Raw genomic sequence first — 17,398 nt, 5'->3', positions numbered from 1 at the left:
CGATCTACATTGGCGGCAGTCCGGTTATCCCATCAGCATTGAGGCGGCATAGCATACAATATTTCAGCAGGCGGGGGAATCTGCGGCAGGATGAGACGATGCTCGCGCAGTTCAGGACATGTCTTGTAAACACTAAGCGATGTCTGGCTGAGAATGCCTGTCCGGAACCGTCACCCCGGCAAGGACAGCAAAATGCCCCTACAGCTCAACCCACATACCTATAGCCCGTCGCACCGAAACGCCGCCCTGTCGTCGCCCGCGCAGATGTACCGCAAACCCGGCGAGATGCTGCTGATCAACGCGCCGGATAACGCCGCCGTGCCAGCCACCGGCCGCGCTGATTTTTCCCGCAGCAGCCTGCCGGCGCACCTGCATTATCTGCTCACGCCGCGCCCCGGTTTTTCTGCCGGTCAGCATTTTGTCCCGGAGTATCCGTACATGCTGGACGCCGCGCTGTCGGTCACTGCACGCCGGGGCGCGGTGTCGTTAGCACCGTATCACGCCGACAGTGACAAGTGCGCGCTGGTGATTGAGCGGCAGACGCTGGTGAAGTTTGATCTGCCGCCGCTGCACGATTTGGTGCTGAGCTACATCGGTCTCAACACCTACTTTAGCGAAGTGCGCTTCTACAACCGTGCCGGACGCATCGTGGCGTTTCGTCGCCTGAACGCCAGCAAAAAGCGCCACGAAGTGTTCTGCTTCGCCGGCATGAAGCCGGTCTCACTCGTGATTGAGACCAGCCAGCACAGCTCGATTTTGCTCGATGAGATGGTGTGGAATCAGACCGTGGGCACGGGCGCGCGCTGAGGCGCGTTATCCCAGCATGCGCACCACCGCCGCCTTGAAGATCTTCACGCCGATCTCCAGCGAACTCAGCTCAAAGCGCATCTGCGGATGGTGCAGTCCCGGCATCAGATTGGTTCCCAGCCCCCAGAAACCGGCTTTCACCTGCGGATTTTTCACCGGATAGTAGAAGAAATCCTCGCTGCCCGGCGTGGTTTTCGCCGCCAGTAATCCCTGCTCGCCGAGCACATCGACAATCGCGGCGCTCAGCAGCGCGGTGGCATCAGCATCAATTTCCGCCGCCGGCATCTCTTTCAGCACCACCACTTCAGCGGTTGCGCCCAGCGCGGCCACGCTGTGCTGAATCGCCTGACTGACCTTCTCTTTAAGCAGTTCCATCGGCGCGTTCTCCTGCGAACGCAGATCCCACACCACGCGCGCCTCGTCCGGCACCGAGTTAGTCACGCCGGCGTCGCACAGGAAGCGCGTCGCTTTTACGCTCCAGGTGAGGCCCGGTGCCAGATGAATGCTATTCACCGCCTGCACCGCCTGGACTGCCGCATCAAGCGCGTTGACGCCAAGATGCGGTCGCGCGGCATGGGCCGGGACACCTTTAATGGTGGCCTCCAGCGTGCTGCACGCTGAATAGATCACCGCAGGCGTCGCCTGCCCGACCTGGCACTCCTCCAGCGGGCGCAAATGGAAGCCGAGGATCATCTCCACGTCATCCAGCGCGCCGCCCTCAATCATCGCCAGTGCGCCGGCCCCCAGCTCTTCAGCCGGCTGGAACAGCAGCTTCAGCCGTCCTTTTTTGATGGCCCCTTCCTGCAGCAGCTCCTGCGCGGCGGTCAGCACCACCGACGAGTGGCCGTCATGGCCGCAGGTATGGCGGGCGCAGGCAACGCCGTCGATCACGTGCCCGAGCGCATCCATGTCGGCGCGCAATGCCAGCACCGGGCCGGGCACGCCGCTGTCGATCTCTGCCACGATGCCGGTGGTCTGGTTGATGCCGCGCGTGACCTTAATGCCAGCCTGTTCCAGCTGGCCAGCGATGTAGGCCGAGGTTTTAACTTCCTGAAACCCCAGCTCGGGGATTTCATGCAGAAAATGGTAGTGATCGAGTACTCTGGACACCGTTTCGCTCCTAAACAAAAAAACGCATCACGAACATTGCGATAACCGCATTGATAATGCTGGTGAGCATCAGCAGCGGCCAGTATTTTTTTGGCACATCGGCGACGCCCAGCAGGCGGCCCATGTACTGCAACTGCGAACCCATGAGAAAAATCGCCGGCGCGAGGATAGTGATGTCGGTACCGCTCAGCAGACCTTTCGCCATCAGGCTCACCGCCACCCCGACGCTGGCCGAGGATGACAGCCACGCGGTCAGCAGCACGGTAATCGCCTCGCCGGGCAAACCGAAAATCCCCATCAGCGGCGCAAACGCGTGGCCAAGAAACTGCATGATGCCGAGCAGATTCAGCACTTCCGCCAGCACATAGGCCATCACCACATTGGGCATCAGATTGTGAATAGCAATATGGAAGCCTTTACGCGCGCCGACAATAAAAATATCAAACGGATTATTATTGACCCGCGTCTGTACGTTATTTGACATCAGCAAAATCCTTCTTATAAACACTGTTTAACACAAAACGGACAAATGCCGCACCGACGAATTTCAGCACAAACATTAGCAGCAGCGGAATAATGATTGGTGCACTCATGGACGCAAATAGCGCCGAGCCAATGGCAAAATAATTATTGATCAGTCCGGCACCGGAATATTGCCAGGCGCTCATCACCACCAGCTCTTTTTTACCGATTTGCTGCTGATCCGCCATCTCTTTGGTGAGCGCCGCACCGGCATCGGTACTTTGCAGATCGGTAATCAGCGCCAGGCCGCAGCGTCCCGGCAACCCCATCAGCGGTTTTAGCAGTGGCGTCAGCAGCGTGTGGGCGGCACGAATCGCGCCGTAGTGGGTGAAAATCTCCAGCACGCCCAGCGCCAGCATTACAGTAGGTGCCAGCGACAGCGCGAACAGAAAGCCGGCTTTGGCGCTGATGCCGCCGGCACCGAGAAAGGTGGAACCTGACTCTTTGATGGTGCCAAAGCTGCCACCCAGCGTGGTGAAATCAAACGCGCCCAGCCAGCTAAAGCCTTCGACCTTATAAAGCAAACCGGAAAAAAACAGTATTGCCAGTATCAGCGCGAGATAATTTCCGGCGCTCGCCGTGACCGTTTGTGGCGCGGCCATGATTTTTTCTTCAGACATCTTTTCTCCTGCTGGCCCTATTTCTGCCAGACGTGGTTGCAATATACGGAACTATTAACCAAGCAGGATTTATGCCAACGCGCACTTTCTTTAATTTCGCTATGGCTAATTTTGTTCAGTAACAAGCAGCAGCCGGAATAAGCGTTTATATCGCTGTGCCAGGTTTATTGCCGGTCGCGCCAGTGCTTATTTTATCGGCGGGTTGACTGGCGAAGAAGTGATCGGTGCGGTTGTGCGCTGCACCGCCAGCAGGCAACGCAGCTGCACTAAAACGGTGCTGCGGACTGTGAATGAAAATTAGTCAAAGTTGAGAATTCTTCGCATTCAATTAGCGGAATAATTCCATTTATAATCAATAAGATAAATTCAACTTTTTTACGAAAAAACCTTCACAAAAAAGTATAGATTGATGCATAATTCGCCGTACTTCACCTGACAAATTAAAAAGGACTCAGCCATGTTAACCGCTGAAATGACCTCACGCCTGAACGACCAGCTCAATCTCGAATTCTTCTCCGCCAACCTCTATCTGCAGATGAGCGCCTGGTGCAGCGACAAAGGCTTCGAAGGTGCCGCCTCGTTCCTGAAAATGCACTCGCGCGAAGAGATGCAGCATATGCAGAAGCTGTTCGATTACGTCAGCGATGCCGGTTCACTGCCGGTGCTGGGCAGCATCGCCGCGCCGGCGGTGAGCTGGACCTCGCTGAATGATGTCCTGGAAGAAGCGCTCAAGCACGAGCAGCTGATCACCAGCAAAATCAACGAGCTGGTGCACGCCGCGCTGACTTCGCAGGATTACTCCACCTTTAACTTCCTGCAGTGGTACGTTGCCGAGCAGCACGAAGAAGAGAAGCTGTTCAAAACCGTGCTGGACAAGCTGGCGCTGGTGGGCAACAAAGGCGAAGGTCTGTTCCTGGTGGACAAAGATCTGGGCCGCATGAACGTCGAAGGCCACGGCCAGTAAAAATAATAAAGATTATGCACAGCAGCATGCACAACGCCCGACCCTGTCGGGCGTTTTTTGTGCTTACTCCAGCGCCTTCAGTCTGAGCTCCGACGGCTGTGGCCGGCCAAACAGGTAGCCCTGGAACAGCGTACAGCCCTCTTCGCGCAGGCGGACAAACTGCTCATTACTCTCCACGCCCTCTGCGGTGATCTGAATATCCAGGCTGCGGCTCATGCCGGTAATCGCGCGGATGATCGCCAGCGCCTCGCGGCTGTCGCCCATATCATTGATAAATGACTTGTCGATTTTGATCTTATCGAACGGGAACGAACGCAGATAGCTGAGCGACGAGTAGCCGGTGCCGAAGTCGTCGAGCGCAATCTGCACGCCCAGCGTTTTCAGGCTCTGCAGCGTACGGATATTGCCGAGCGTATCATCCAGCAGCACCGATTCGGTGATCTCCACCTCCAGCCGATGCGGCGCCAGGCCGGATTCGCGCAGCGCGCCCTCCACCACCGACACCAGCGAGCTGTTCTTAAACTGCAGCGGCGACAGATTGACCGACACCGACTGTTCGGTTTCCCAGCTCTGCGCCTCGCGGCAGGCTTCGTACAGCGCATAGGCGCCGAGCATGTGGATCAGCCCGGTCTCTTCGGCAATCGGAATGAAGTCATTCGGCATGATCAACCCTTTGATCGGATGATGCCAGCGCATCAGCGCCTCATAGCCAATGATGCCGGTTTCGTTGGTGATTGGCTGATAGTAGAGCTTGAGCTGCCGTCCGGTAATTGCCTCGCGCAGATCGTTCTCGATCACCCGGCGGCTGCGCGCCACATTATCCATCTCCAGCGTAAAGTGCTCATAGCGGTTACGGCCGTTGCGCTTGGCTTCATACAGCGCCATGTCGGCGCAGCGCAGCATGTGTTCCGGCGTATTGGTGGCCTGCGAGGTCAGCGCAATGCCGACGCTCAGCCCGACCGACAGGTTGTGGCCTTCAACATTCACCGGCGGGCGGATCGCCTCGATCAGGCGCTGCGCCACGATCGCAGCCTCATCGGCGTTACGCACGTTAGGCAGCACGATGGCAAACTCATCGCCGCCGATGCGCGCCAGCGTGTCCTGATCGCGCAGTACGCTGCGCAGCCGCTTCGCCACCACGCGCAGCAGATCGTCACCGATTTGATGCCCCAGCGCATCGTTCACGTTCTTGAAGTTATCCAGATCGAGGCACAGCGTGGCGCTGGTCTGGCCCTGCTGCTGATCGACACGCAGCGCCTCGCTCAGCTTCTGGCGAAACAGGATGCGGTTCGGCAGGCTGGTGAGATTATCGTGATGCGCCATGTGACGAATGCGCGCATCGGCTTCACGCTGGTCTGTGACATCTTCCACAATCAGCATCACGTAATTCTGCCGCATGTCTTTGCCGCTGATGGTAGTGGCGCGGGTGTTCAGCACCCGCTCACCGCCGGCGGTCAGCAACAGCTGCTCGCGCGTGTGGATGCCTTCGCTGCGCAGCGCGATATCCGCCAGGCTGTTGAAGTAATCACTCAGTTCCGCCGACATACATTCGTGCGGCCGCTTGTGCATAATCAGCGACTTACTGAAGCCAAACAGCTGCTCGGCTTTGTCATTGACCATCAGGATTTCGCGGCTGATGGCGTCTTCAACGATCACGCAGGAGGGAATGTTGCTGATGATGGTGTCGAGGAAGCCGGAAAGCTCCGACATTTTGGCGCTCTGCGCCTGCGCCAGATCGCGCGCGCGCAGCAGCTGCTGCTCGTGCTCACGCCGCTCGGTGACGTCGCGGGTGATCTTGGCGAAGCCGATCATTTTACCCTCTTCATCATGAATCGCGTCAATCACCACATGCGCCCAGAAGGCGGAGCCGTCTTTGCGGTAGCGCCAGCCCTCGTCCTCAAAGCGACCGGTTTTCAGCGCGATGCCCAGATTGGCATCCGGCGTGCGCGCCTGACGTTCCGGTGAGCCGTAGAACACGGAGAAGTGCTGGCCCACGATCTCGTCAGCCATGTAGCCTTTGGCGCGCTGCGCGCCGGCGTTCCAGTTCACCACCCGGCCCTGTAAATCCAGCATGTAGATGGCGTAATCCGTCACGCCTTCCACTAACAGGCGGAAGGTTTTCTCGTATTCACGCTGCTTGCGCAGCAGCGCCTGCTGTTCGGTGCAGTCGCGGGTGATTTTGGCATAGCCGATCAGTTTGCCGGCGTCATCGCGAATCGCGTCGATGATCACGTGAGCCCAAAAGGCGCTGCCATCTTTGCGATAACGCCAGCCTTCGTCTTCAAAGCGACCGGTTTTAAACGCGGTGGTCAGGTTGCGTTCCGGGATATGGTTCAGGCGATCCTGTGCGCTGTAGAAGCGCGAGAAGTGCTGGCCGACAATCTCTTCAGCCACATAGCCTTTGGCGCGCTGCGCGCCGGCGTTCCAGTTTTCGACGTTGCCGTCAAGGTCGAGCATGTAGATAGCGTAGTCCGTTACGCCTTCAACCAATAAACGGAAACGCTGCTCCTGTTCCTGTTGTTTACGCTGCTGCGCCTGCTGTTCAGTGCAGTCGCGGGTGATTTTGGCAAAGCCCAGCAGTTCGCCGTACTCATCGCGGATGGCGTCAATCACCACGTGCGCCCAGAAGGCGCTGCCGTCCTTGCGATAGCGCCAGCCTTCGGTTTCATAGCGCCCGGTGGCGGTGGCGATGGCCAGACCGCGCTGCGGCGCGCCGTTGCGCCGATCCTCTTCACTGTAAAACAGCGCAAAATTCTTCCCGACGATCTCTTCGGGAGTATAGCCTTTGGCGCGTTGCGCCCCGGTGTTCCAGTTAGCCACCGTGCCATCCGGCTTAATCATGTAGATGGCGTAATCCACCACGCTCTGCACCAGTAGCCGGTACATTACGTCAGAGTTATTGTTCATTGTTGTTCGCCTATGCTGGCCTGGTCTCGATGCGCAGTTAAGATAATTCTTAATCTTCAGGCAGACTTAAACGCAAAAGCGCATCGCTTACAAGCGCAAATCATCCGCAGACAAAAGTTGGTAGTGTGGTTATCGGCAGTGGCGAGAAAATGTTCAGTGGGATAGTGGATTTATTGCGCAAAGTTGACAGCACGCCGCGCGGAGATTCTCCGGCGGCGTGCTGTCAGGTGGCATTAACTGACGTCATCTGGCGCGTTCAGGTTAAATGCATGCCGATATAGCGTTCATAACGCGCGGGTTTTACGCGTGACAGATCGACCAGCACCAGACCATCAATACAGTGATTGAAATCCGGATCGCTGCCGAAATCGATAAACTGCACGCCGCCCGGCTCGCACACTTCCGAATACTGTTTGTACAGCGTCGGAATCGCGGTACCGAGATTAGCCAGCAAATGCTTGAGACGACGCAAATCGTCGGCATAGTTATCGCCGGTGAACTGCGCCAGCACCTCCGGCAGCGACGCCGGATAAGGGCGGCGCGATTTCGCCAGCGGCAGGTCGGTCGGAAAGTAGAGACGGTAAAACGCCACCAGCAGATCGCGCGCCGCCAGCGGCATGGTGCCGGAGATTGATACCGGGCCAAACAGGTAGCGCGTCTGCGGATAGCGCGCAATGTAAGCGCCGATGCCCATCCATAAATAATCCAGCCCGCGCTTGCCCCAGTAGGCCGGCTGAATGAAGCTGCGTCCAAGTTCCAGCCCCTGCTGAATAATCGGCAGCATGCGCTCGTCATAGTGGAACAGGCTGTCGCTGTAGATGCCCTGCAGCCCGCGCCGCGCCAGCTGCTCGGCGCCGGGAATAAAGCGATAGGCACCGACAATCTCCAGCGCCTCGTCATCCCACAAAATCAGGTGATAGTAATCATCGTCATACTTGTCGAGATCGCGCCGCCGGCCGCTGCCCTCGCCCACCGCGCGGAAAGCGATTTCGCGCAGCCGGCCCAGTTCACGCAGCAGCGGCACCCAGCTGGCCCCGTTGCGCCGCCACAAATAGATCTGTTTGCCGTCCGGCAGCGTCCCGAGCCGTTCACTCTCCAGCAACGCTTTTTTCAGCTCAGCGCGATCTTCCGGGCGGGCGATGGCGGCTTCGGTGAGAAACAGACCGCGCCGTCCCTGGCCGATGCGGTACAGATGCTTGCGCAGCCGCTTCGCCAGCTCTTTGCCCGGCGTATGGCCATCGTGCCAGTTGGCGAAGGGAATCTGCTCGCCGATATGCAGTTTGATGCGCGTGCCGCGCTGGCGGAACATTTCGCGCACCAGCATCAGCAATGCCAGCGGTGCCGCCACCTTCGCCGCGGCGTAAAACGCCAGGCTGTTACGTCCCACTACGTGCACCGGTACCAGCGGCGCGCGGGCGCGGGCGGCGAGGCGCAGAAAACTGTGGTGCCAGTGACGATCGCGCACGCCGCGGCTGGACAGGCGCGAGACTTCACCGGCCGGGAAGATGATCAGCGCGCCCTGGTTGTCGAGATGCTGCTGCATGCGCGTCAGCTGCTCGCGGCTGGTGCGGTTGCCCATGTTATCCACCGGCAGCATCAGGTTGTTGATGGGCTCCAGCATCATCAGCATGCGGTTGGCAACGATTTTCACGTCGCGCCGCACCTGCGATACCGCCGCCAGCAGCGCCAGGCCGTCCAGCGCGCCAAGCGGATGGTTGGCGACGATCACTACCGGCCCGTGCGTCGGGATCTGTTCAAGGTCGCGTTCGCTGAGCTCACAGCGCACATCCAGGTGTTCCAGCACCTGCTCCACCATATCCACCCCTTTCAGATGCGGATAGCGCTGGGCAAAGTCCTGAAACTCCTGTTCACGCACCGCCCACTTCAGCAGGCTTTTCTGCCAGTGCGCCGGCTGCTGGCCTGGCCAGTAAGTATTGAGAAGCTGATCAACGGAAAACATGGTGCACCTTTTTATACGCAGCGGTTTATTCCCCTGACGTTAAAACGGCTTGTTTTCAGATTTATGACCACGGCAGATGCGGACAGGAAAAAGTATCGGCGCGCTTTGTGCTGGCGCATAAAAAAGTCAAATTTACCTTAAATGAGAATTTTCCAGACAGGACTTAAATCTTATTCTTAAGACCCGTGAATTAATCTGGTCACACCTCTGCTAATGAATTTTCATCGGTGTTTATTCCTTGCATTCTTTTTTTTGTTTATTTTTGGACTACACATATGATTCATTCGGTATTTATAGTTGATGACCACCCATTAATCTGTGCGGGTATTCAGGCACTGCTGCACGCTTATGACTATTCGGTTGCAGGCATTGCCAACAAAGGCGATTTATTGATTAGCGAATTACATCATGCGCAGCCAGACGTGGTGCTGCTGGACCTGACCATGCCCGGCCGCGCGGGCATTCCGCTGATTGCCGACATTAAACGTATTTTGCCGCAGCAAAAAATCATTGTTTTTACCGCCTCAGAAAGCCTGTTTTATCAACGCTGTTGCCTGCAGTTAGGGGTAGAAGGCTATGTATGTAAACGCGGCGATTTGGAAACTTTATTGACAGCAATAAAAGAAGTCGAGCGCGGAAAACGTTTTTATCCGGTCACGCACAGTGCGGCGGATGCCGCCGAGCTGATTGAAAGCGAGAAATTGATGAGTTTAACGCGCCGCGAATTGATTGTGCTGGTGAAACTGGCCTCCGGGATGAGTAATAAAGAGATCGCCTCACAATTACAGCTGAGCAGTAAAACCATCAGCACTTATAAAATTAAAATTCTGCGTAAGCTCGGCCTGAAAGGGATTAGCGGAATTAATACGGCGGCGCGCGCCAATGAGCTGGTGTGAGTCAAACCCGGCCCGGTCCGCCAGCGTGACGACCGGGCAGCAGGTCAGAGCTTGAGCGGCGGCAGCTGAGAGAACACGCTCAGCAACCCTTTACTCCACAGCTGGCGGATCTGGGAAAAGTAGGGATGCTGTTCGGTGATGTGGTACTGCTCGCTGTCGCTAAAGCTGTCGCTGTGGTAAACCATCGCGTCGAGCGGCAGGCCGACGGAGATGTTACTCGCCAGCGTCGAATCCATGGAGATCAGCGCACACTGCATCGCCTGGCTGAGCGAGGTCTCATAGCGCAGCACGCGGTCAATAATTGGCTTACCGTATTTGCTCTCACCAATCTGGAAGTACGGCGTATCGACGCTGGCTTCAATAAAGTTGCCCTGCGGATAGATCTGGAACAGCCGCGGCTCTTCGCCGCGAATCTGCCCGCCCAGCAGCAGCGTGCCGCCAAACTCCTCGCCGTCGCGCGCAATCACTTCACGCAGCGTGGCGCCTACCAGCAGCGCAATGTCGTACAGCGAACGCCCGTTGAGCAGATTGGGTTGTTCGCTGTCGTTGCAGTTGCGCCGCAGCAGGCTCATCACGCTCTGCGTCGTCGCCAGATTGCCGGCGCTTTGCAGCACCAGCGTGCGCTCATCGTCCACCTGAAACACATGCAGTTTGCGAAACGAGGAGATATGATCCACGCCCGCATTGGTGCGTGAATCCGAGACAAAAATCATCCCGGCCGATAAACGCATTGCCACACAATAAGTCATAGTTACGCCTGTTCCGATTACTGCTGCCCGTGCACCTGTTGCACCGCAGCCACCGCCAGCATATCTTCACCGCCGCCGCCCAGACGAATGCCGCGCACCGGACAGGCATCGAGATAGTCGACGCCCACCGCCAGCCGCAAATGCTGCCGCGTACTGCGCGTGTTATTGGTGATATCAAAGCTGTGCCAACTGCCATCCAGCCAGGCCTCAACCCAGGCGTGGGTAGCAACGTGTTCAACGTTGTCAGTATACAGATAGCCACTGACGTAGCGCGCCGGGATCCCCAGGCTGCGACAGCAGGCGAGAAACACGTGGCTGTGATCCTGGCAAACACCGCTGCCGGCAGCAAACACTTTCGCCGCGCTGTCGCTCACCTGCGTGCTGCCGGGCTGGTACGGCATCTTCAGCAGCAGCTCGTCCATCAGTTTTTCCAGGCTGGCGAGCGGTTTTTCCGCCTGCCAGTAACGCCGGGCGAAGTCGCGGATTGCCCCGTCCGGCTGGGTCAGCGGCGTGGCGCGCAGAAACACCAGCGGCGACAGCGTCGACTGCGGATCCGGCGCCAGCTCGCTGGCATCCAGAATCTCGACCACGCCGCGCGCGGCAATCTCCAGCAGCTGATGCGGCCTGTCCAGCGTCAGCACGTGCAGCACGTTGCCGTAAGCATCCAGCGTGCGCGTCGCCTCACACGGCAGATCGAGCTGCCACGACAGCACTTGCTGGTGCACCGAATTCTGCGGCGTCAGGCGCAGATACTGGGTGCTGAGTTTTACCTGCTGCTCATAGGCGTACCAGGTTTTATGCTCAATGTTCAGTCTCATTTCGCCTCCAGATAGGTGTGATTGATGCTCTCCGCCAGCGCGTTGATGCGGCTGAGAAAATGGTCCAGCCACGGCTGCAGGCCGTCGCGCGTCAGGCTTTCCCAGGTGCTGAAGCGCATCTCCGCCAGCAGGACCGTACTGAGATAGCGCGGGCGATCCTCGCCGCTGCTGCCAATCTGCTCCAGCTGGCTGGCGATCTCTTCAATGCAGGAGTGCAGCGAGCGCGGACTTTCGCTGCGCAGTATCAGCATTTCGTTGACCAGCGGCGGCATCAGCTGCTGCTTAAAGATGGCGTTATAGGCTTCGCGCGCCGACACCGCACGCAGCAGACTATCGAGGCAGTAATATTCCCGCACCGTGTCGGGATGCTGCTCCAGCAGCTGCTGGTTAACGCTCAGCAGCCGCGCAGTGCCGTCGCTGCGCTCCATCAGCGTGCCAAGCCGGATAAAACGCAGCGCATCACCGCGCAGCAGCGTGCCGGACATCGCGCCGCGAAACAGATGCGAACGCTCTTTCACCCAGTCGAAGAAGCTGTCGGCACCGGCCGGCGAGATGCCGCGGCGGCGCGTGTTGCGCATCTCAATCCACGTCGAGTTAATGCTCTCCCACACTTCGGATGACAGGCTGCCGCGCACCGCGTGCGCGTTGTTCCACGCCGCCTGCCAGCAGCTGAAAATACTGCTCGGGTTACGCTCATCCAGCGCGAAGAAGTTGAACAGCTGCGGCATGGTGCAGCGCCCGTTGAGGGTTTCAAACAGCTGACGCGTGCCGGTCAGGTTGAGCGGCAACAGCAGTTCGTCGCCCTGGCGATTGCGCACCGGCATCAGCGACAGGCGATGGGTCACATCCAATACCCGGGCAAGTTGTTCTGCGCGCTCCAGATAGCGCGCCATCCAGTAAAGGCCACTGGCCGTCCGGCTTAGCATGATGTGTCATCCTCCAGCACCCAGGTGTCCTTGGTGCCGCCGCCCTGCGACGAGTTCACCACCAGCGAGCCTTCGGTCAGCGCCACGCGCGTCAGACCGCCCGGCACTAGCCGGATATCCGCGCCGTACAGCGCAAAAGGCCGCAGATCGATATGGCGCGGCGCCAGACCGTTGTCGATAAAGGTCGGGCAGGTGGAGAGCGACAGCGTATCCTGCGCGATGTAATTATCCGGCCGCGCCAGCAGCCGCTCGCGGAACTCGCTCAGTTGCTGCTGGCTGGCGACCGGGCCAATCAACATGCCGTAACCGCCGGCACCGTGCACCTCTTTCACCACCATCTGCGCCAGATTGGCCAGCACGTAGCTCAGATCCTGCGGCTTGCGGCACTGCCAGGTGGGCACATTGTTGAGGATCGGATCTTCATCAAGGTAGTAGCGGATCATCTCCGGCACATACGGGTAGATCGACTTGTCATCGGCGACGCCGGTGCCGATCGCATTCGCCAGCACCACATTGCCGGATCGGTATACCGACAGTAATCCCGGCACGCCGAGCATCGAATCCGGCCGGAAGGCGAGCGGATCGAGAAAAGCGTCATCCACGCGGCGATAGATCACATCCACTTTGCACGGCCCGGCGGTGGTGCGCATCAGCACCGCGCCGTCTTTGACAAACAGATCGGCGCTCTCCACCAGTTCCACGCCCATCTGCTGGGCGAGAAAGCTGTGTTCGAAGTAGGCGCTGTTGAAACGTCCCGGCGTCAGCACCACCACCACCGGATCGTTAACCGGCGAGCTTTCGCGCAGCGTCTGCAGCAGGTGCGACGGATAGCGCTCCACCGGCGCGATATGCTGCGCGGCAAACAGCTCCGGATAGAGGCGCATCATCATTTTGCGGTTTTCCAGCATGTAAGAGACGCCGGATGGCGTGCGCAGATTATCCTCCAGCACGTAATAGTCACCGTCGCTGTTGCGTACCATATCGACACCGGTAATGTGCGCGTAGATCTGGCGATGCAGATCGACATCCTGCATACAGGGCTGATACTGATCGTTAACCAGCACCTGCTCGGCCGGCACGATGCCGGCTTTGAGAATATATTGCTGATGGTAGATATCGTGCAGGAAGGCGTTGAGCGCCTGAACGCGCTGGCGAATGCCGCGTTCCAGCATCGCCCACTCGCTGGCAGGAATGATGCGCGGCACGCTGTCGAACGGGATCAGCCGCTCGGCACCGCCATCGTCACCGTAGACGTTGAAGGTGATGCCAACGCGATGAAACAGCAGTTCTGCCTCTTCACGTTTGCGCGCCACCGCCTCTTTGTCCGCCTGTTGTAACCATTCCCAGTAATGCTGATAGTGAGCGCGGTGCTGACCGTCGCTCTGCAACATCTCATCGTAGAAGGTTGATGCTATCTGGTCGCGTGCTTTCATGATTTACCCGGCGCTTGTCAGAGGACCTGACTTCTCTCCTGCACAAAGTGTGCCAGAGGCCCGCCGCCGCAACGGCACGCGCGCCCCGAAAGCGGAGCCGCGCCGGATAATCGTTGCCTTGCACCTTACTGGTGCATCAGCTGCTGCGCCACTGGCAGCCAGATTTCGGTCATTGCTCCTTCGCCACCGGTAAAGGGGTCGCGATCCGGCAGCGGCACGCGCTGGATCTGCTCTTTCGACGCGCGCAGCCGGGAGGGTTCGTCGCGCACGGTTTCCGGTGACATCCCTTCAGGATAGGCGCCAACGGTGAAAAAGTCGTCGGAGGCAAACACCTGTTTATGGCCCACGCCGGCCGGGATCAGCACCGCATCCCCCTCACGCAGCGTCACCATGCGGCCGCTGTCGCCGCCAAACAGCACTTCCGCCCAGCCCGCGCCGACGCCCAGTACCTCATGAGTGTTGGGATGATAGTGGGTGTAAGGAAAAATCGGCGCGCGCCACGCCGCAGGCCAGCCGCTGGCGCTAAAGGTTTTTTCAAACCAGGCCGCGCTGTCCTCCTCCTCTTCCGGCACCACGCACGGCCAGATGATCAGCGGCAACGGATTATTGGGTACACCGCCGGACGGCAGCGATAACATTAAATGCTGCGGGTTACCTGACGATCCCGCGGAAAAGGTACCGGCGGCGAAAGACATCAGTAACAGCAGACTGGAAGATTGGGCAGACATACTCTTTCTCCGGATAGCCACGTTGCCTAATTGTGGCAAAGCCACCGGGCATTGCAATGTGCGCACACCGGCAAAATTCACATAAAAGAATGATTTAGCTTACTAAAGCCAAATTACCTATTAACATATTTAACATTTCGTGGCATGCCGTGGCGCGCCTCGTTTACCCGGCGTCTGCCGCAGCAAAAAACAGGCAAAAAAAACCGGTGGATTTCGCCACCGGTAGAATCAACAGTTGATTCAAAGGCACTGACAGGTTATCGCAGGCGGTCAGCGATGGGTTTCACCACGTTCTCCCCTTCGCGACCATAAAACTGAAACAGCGTCTCGGCTGCCGCCTCGGTGAGCACCATGATTTCAATGCGGCGGTTACGTGCGCTGAGCGGATCGGCTTTGTCCAGCGGCATACGGGATGACATGGCATTCACCTGCAGCACGCGCGTGCTTTCCAGCCCGCCGCGCTCCAGCGCGCGCCGCGCCGCCAGCGCACGGTCACCGGAGAGATTCCAGTTGTTGTACGCCGCGTTGCCGCTGTACTGCGCGGCGTCGGTGTGGCCGCTGATCATGATTTTGTTGTCGATACGGTTAAACACCGGACCGAGTTCGGTCAGCAGGCGCTGATAAAACGGCGTCAGCACCGCGCTGCCGCGCGGAAACATCATGCGATCCTGGTCATCCTGAATCAGGATACGCAGCCCCTGCGGCAGGGTTTCCAGCGTCAGCAGGTTCTGGGCGTGATAGCTGTTGATGATGCTCTGGATCTGCTGACGCAGCTGCGCCAGCTCGGCGTCGGAGCGCGACAGCACGCTGTCCAGATCTTCCTTAGGCTGATTGGCGTTGTTGTCGCTGTTTTCCGCGCTGGTGTCACTGACGGTGGCGCCCTCGGTCGGCGGCGCAATCGCCAGCGTTTCACCAATGATGGCGGAGCCGCGTCCGGTTTCGACATCGAACGGATTAAAGCCGGAACCGTTAAACACTGAGGTGCCGTTGAGCTGCGCGACAATCTCTTTACGCTCGTCTTCGGTGACGGCGCCCATGATCCACAGCACCATAAACAGCGCCATCATCGCCAGCGTGAAATCGGCAAAGGCCACCTTCCATGCGCCGCCGTGAGCCCCGTGATGCGCTTTCCTGCCGCCGCGTTTAATGATCAACTTTGTGGTGGTGACCAAAGGGGCCGAGCGTATTTCTGAAGTGTCGGCGCGCTTTACCCTTGACGCGCTGCCGGGCAAACAGATGGCGATCGACGCCGATCTCAACGCCGGGCTGATTAATCAGGAACAGGCGCGCGTGCGGCGTCAGGATGTGGCCAACGAGGCGGACTTCTACGGCGCGATGGACGGTGCCTCCAAGTTTGTGCGCGGTGACGCCGTCGCCGGCATCATGATCCTGCTGATCAACGTGCTGGGCGGCATCCTGATCGGTGTATTCAAACACGGTTTACCGGCCGGCCAGGCGTTCGAACAGTATGTGCTGCTGACCATCGGTGACGGTCTGGTGGCGCAGATCCCGTCGCTGTTGCTGTCGACGGCGGCGGCGATCATCGTGACGCGCATCAGCGACGGCGCTGACATGGGCGAGGACGTGAAGTCGCAGCTGCTGGCGAAACCGGCCACGCTGTATACCGCCGCGGGCGTGATGTTTGTACTGGCCATCGTGCCGGGCATGCCGCACATGGTGTTCCTCGTCTTCACCGCCCTGCTGCTGTTCGCCGCGTGGCGTCAGAGCCGCGTGGTGCAGAAGCCGACGCAAAGCCATGTCGACATGGAGGCGATCAATCAGGCGCTGGCGCAGCCGGACGAACAGCCGACCATCAGCTGGGACAATATTCCGCTGGTCGAGCCCATCGGCCTTAATCTGGGCTACAAGCTGGTCACGCTGGTGGATAAAGGCAAAGGCGCACCGCTGACTCAGCGTATGCGCGGCGTGCGCCAGGTGGTGTCAGAAACCAGCGGCGTGCTGCTGCCGGAGATCGCCCTGCGTGAAGATTTCCACTTAAAGCCGTCGCAGTACGCTATCAAGATCAACGGCGTTCGCACCGCGGTGGGCGAAGTGCACGCCGACCGCCTGATGGCGCTGCCGACGCCGGATCAGTACGGTGAGATCGACGGCCTGCTGGATACCGATCCCGCATACGGTATGGCGGTGACCTGGATCCTGCCGGAGCAGAAAGCCAAAGCGCTGAATCTGGGGTATCAGGTAGTCGACTGCGCCAGCGTAGTGGCCACGCACGTCAACAAAGTGGTGCGCGAAAACCTGCCGGAGCTGTTCAACTACGATGATATTACTCAGCTGCATCAGCGGCTGGCGAGCGTGGCGCCGAAGCTGTCAGAGGATCTCAACGCGGCGGTGAACTACAGTCTGCAGCTCAAGGTGTATCGTCTGCTGCTCAACGATCAGGTATCGCTCAAGGACATCACCACCATCGCCACCACGCTGCTGGAGAGCGTGGCGATCACCAAAGATCCGATCCTGCTGACCTCCGACGTGCGTTACGCGCTGCGTCGCGCCATGGTGGCGGCGATTGCGCCGGACAACAAACCGCTGTCCGCCTATACGCTGGATAACAACCTGGAAAACCTGCTGCTGGCAGCGCTCAATCAGGCGCAGCAGGGCGGCAAAGTGGCGCTGGACAGTTTCCCGGTCGACCCTAACATTCTCACGCAGCTGCAGAGCACGCTGCCGGTGATGATGGAGCAGCTGAAAGCGCAGAACCTGACGCAGGTGCTGCTGGTGACGCCGCAGCTGCGGCCGCTGATTGCGCGCTACGCCCGGCTGTTCGCCAGCGGGCTGAATGTGCTGTCGTATAACGAGGTGCCGGACGATGCCAATCTGCAGATTGTCGGGCAGGTAAGCTGATGCGTTGCGGAAAACTGTTATAAAAAAACACCGCTGATCTGTCTCTGCCGCCCTTCACTGTTATGTGGTTTACTGGCAGGCAGTGATATTCAGAGGTGA

14 protein-coding genes and 1 pseudogene are annotated in these 17,398 nt (G+C 58.8%); 4 read left to right on the top strand and 11 right to left on the bottom strand.

All coding sequences use genetic code 11. The features are described from left to right. The first annotated feature begins 192 nt into the window (after window positions 1-192). Window positions 193-807, top strand: a complete 615-nt coding sequence (locus F3J36_RS12720) for a hypothetical protein (RefSeq protein ID WP_166719811.1) — start codon at window positions 193-195, stop codon at window positions 805-807. 6 nt (window positions 808-813) lie between these two features. Here F3J36_RS12720 and F3J36_RS12715 read toward each other — a convergent pair whose 3' ends face one another. From F3J36_RS12715 to F3J36_RS12705, 3 genes are read right to left on the bottom strand one after another with little or no spacing between them, the layout of a single operon-like run. Continuing rightward, entirely contained in the window at window positions 814-1,917 is a 1,104-nt protein-coding gene (locus F3J36_RS12715; protein ID WP_166719810.1) for a M20 peptidase aminoacylase family protein, read from the bottom strand. A 10-nt stretch (window positions 1,918-1,927) separates the two neighbouring features. Continuing rightward, window positions 1,928-2,401: a YjiG family protein gene (locus F3J36_RS12710; RefSeq protein ID WP_021507664.1), complete on the bottom strand. Its 474-nt coding sequence runs from the start codon at window positions 2,399-2,401 to the stop codon at window positions 1,928-1,930. Further along, window positions 2,391-3,059 (bottom strand): nucleoside recognition domain-containing protein, encoded by a 669-nt coding sequence (locus F3J36_RS12705; RefSeq protein ID WP_021507665.1) that lies wholly within the window; start codon window positions 3,057-3,059, stop codon window positions 2,391-2,393. Before F3J36_RS12705 ends, F3J36_RS12710 begins: the two co-directional genes overlap by 11 nt. Before the next feature lie 457 nt (window positions 3,060-3,516). Between F3J36_RS12705 and ftnA the strand changes: the two genes are divergently transcribed. Then, window positions 3,517-4,023, top strand: a complete 507-nt coding sequence (ftnA, locus tag F3J36_RS12700) for a non-heme ferritin (protein WP_058759556.1) — start codon at window positions 3,517-3,519, stop codon at window positions 4,021-4,023. 63 nt (window positions 4,024-4,086) lie between these two features. Here the strand turns inward: ftnA and F3J36_RS12695 are convergent, their stop codons facing one another. Together F3J36_RS12695 and F3J36_RS12690 are read right to left on the bottom strand one after the other, a co-directional pair. Further along, window positions 4,087-6,930 (bottom strand): bifunctional diguanylate cyclase/phosphodiesterase, encoded by a 2,844-nt coding sequence (locus F3J36_RS12695; RefSeq protein WP_166719809.1) that lies wholly within the window; start codon window positions 6,928-6,930, stop codon window positions 4,087-4,089. Window positions 6,931-7,186: 256 nt separating this feature from the next. Then, a complete protein-coding gene (locus tag F3J36_RS12690) occupies window positions 7,187-8,890 on the bottom strand; it encodes a lysophospholipid acyltransferase family protein (RefSeq protein WP_021507668.1) in 1,704 nt (567 codons plus the stop codon). A 227-nt stretch (window positions 8,891-9,117) separates the two neighbouring features. On the opposite strand from F3J36_RS12690, the gene F3J36_RS12685 reads away from it, so the two are divergent. Then, window positions 9,118-9,786: a response regulator transcription factor gene (locus tag F3J36_RS12685; RefSeq protein WP_325925163.1), complete on the top strand. Its 669-nt coding sequence runs from the start codon at window positions 9,118-9,120 to the stop codon at window positions 9,784-9,786. 44 nt (window positions 9,787-9,830) lie between these two features. Here F3J36_RS12685 and F3J36_RS12680 read toward each other — a convergent pair whose 3' ends face one another. The 6 genes from F3J36_RS12680 to lafU all read right to left on the bottom strand — a co-directional run bounded on the left by F3J36_RS12680 (window position 9,831) and on the right by lafU (window position 15,612). After that, window positions 9,831-10,535: a proteasome-type protease gene (locus F3J36_RS12680; protein WP_031279727.1), complete on the bottom strand. Its 705-nt coding sequence runs from the start codon at window positions 10,533-10,535 to the stop codon at window positions 9,831-9,833. A 17-nt stretch (window positions 10,536-10,552) separates the two neighbouring features. Then, window positions 10,553-11,353 (bottom strand): transglutaminase family protein, encoded by an 801-nt coding sequence (locus F3J36_RS12675; protein WP_058759558.1) that lies wholly within the window; start codon window positions 11,351-11,353, stop codon window positions 10,553-10,555. Next, a complete protein-coding gene (locus tag F3J36_RS12670; protein ID WP_021507672.1) occupies window positions 11,350-12,279 on the bottom strand; it encodes an alpha-E domain-containing protein in 930 nt (309 codons plus the stop codon). Before F3J36_RS12670 ends, F3J36_RS12675 begins: the two co-directional genes overlap by 4 nt. Then, entirely contained in the window at window positions 12,273-13,712 is a 1,440-nt protein-coding gene (locus tag F3J36_RS12665) for a circularly permuted type 2 ATP-grasp protein (RefSeq protein ID WP_058770669.1), read from the bottom strand. Before F3J36_RS12665 ends, F3J36_RS12670 begins: the two co-directional genes overlap by 7 nt. Before the next feature lie 125 nt (window positions 13,713-13,837). After that, entirely contained in the window at window positions 13,838-14,440 is a 603-nt protein-coding gene (locus tag F3J36_RS12660) for a hypothetical protein (protein WP_021507674.1), read from the bottom strand. Window positions 14,441-14,697: 257 nt separating this feature from the next. Continuing rightward, window positions 14,698-15,612 (bottom strand): putative lateral flagellar export/assembly protein LafU, encoded by a 915-nt coding sequence (gene lafU, locus F3J36_RS12655; protein ID WP_058780477.1) that lies wholly within the window; start codon window positions 15,610-15,612, stop codon window positions 14,698-14,700. Between lafU and F3J36_RS12650 the strand changes: the two are divergent. Further along, window positions 15,584-17,299, top strand: a pseudogene (locus tag F3J36_RS12650) (flagellar biosynthesis protein FlhA); the annotation flags it as partial. The gene lafU and the pseudogene F3J36_RS12650 sit on opposite strands and share 29 nt — an antisense overlap. Window positions 17,300-17,398: the final 99 nt, after the last annotated feature.

The organism is Pantoea sp. Cy-640 (assembly GCF_011752635.1).
Lineage (GTDB): Bacteria > Pseudomonadota > Gammaproteobacteria > Enterobacterales > Enterobacteriaceae > Pantoea > Pantoea dispersa.
The sequence above is the reverse complement of the archived record's forward strand: the minus strand, read 5'-3'. Positions and strand labels throughout refer to the sequence as shown.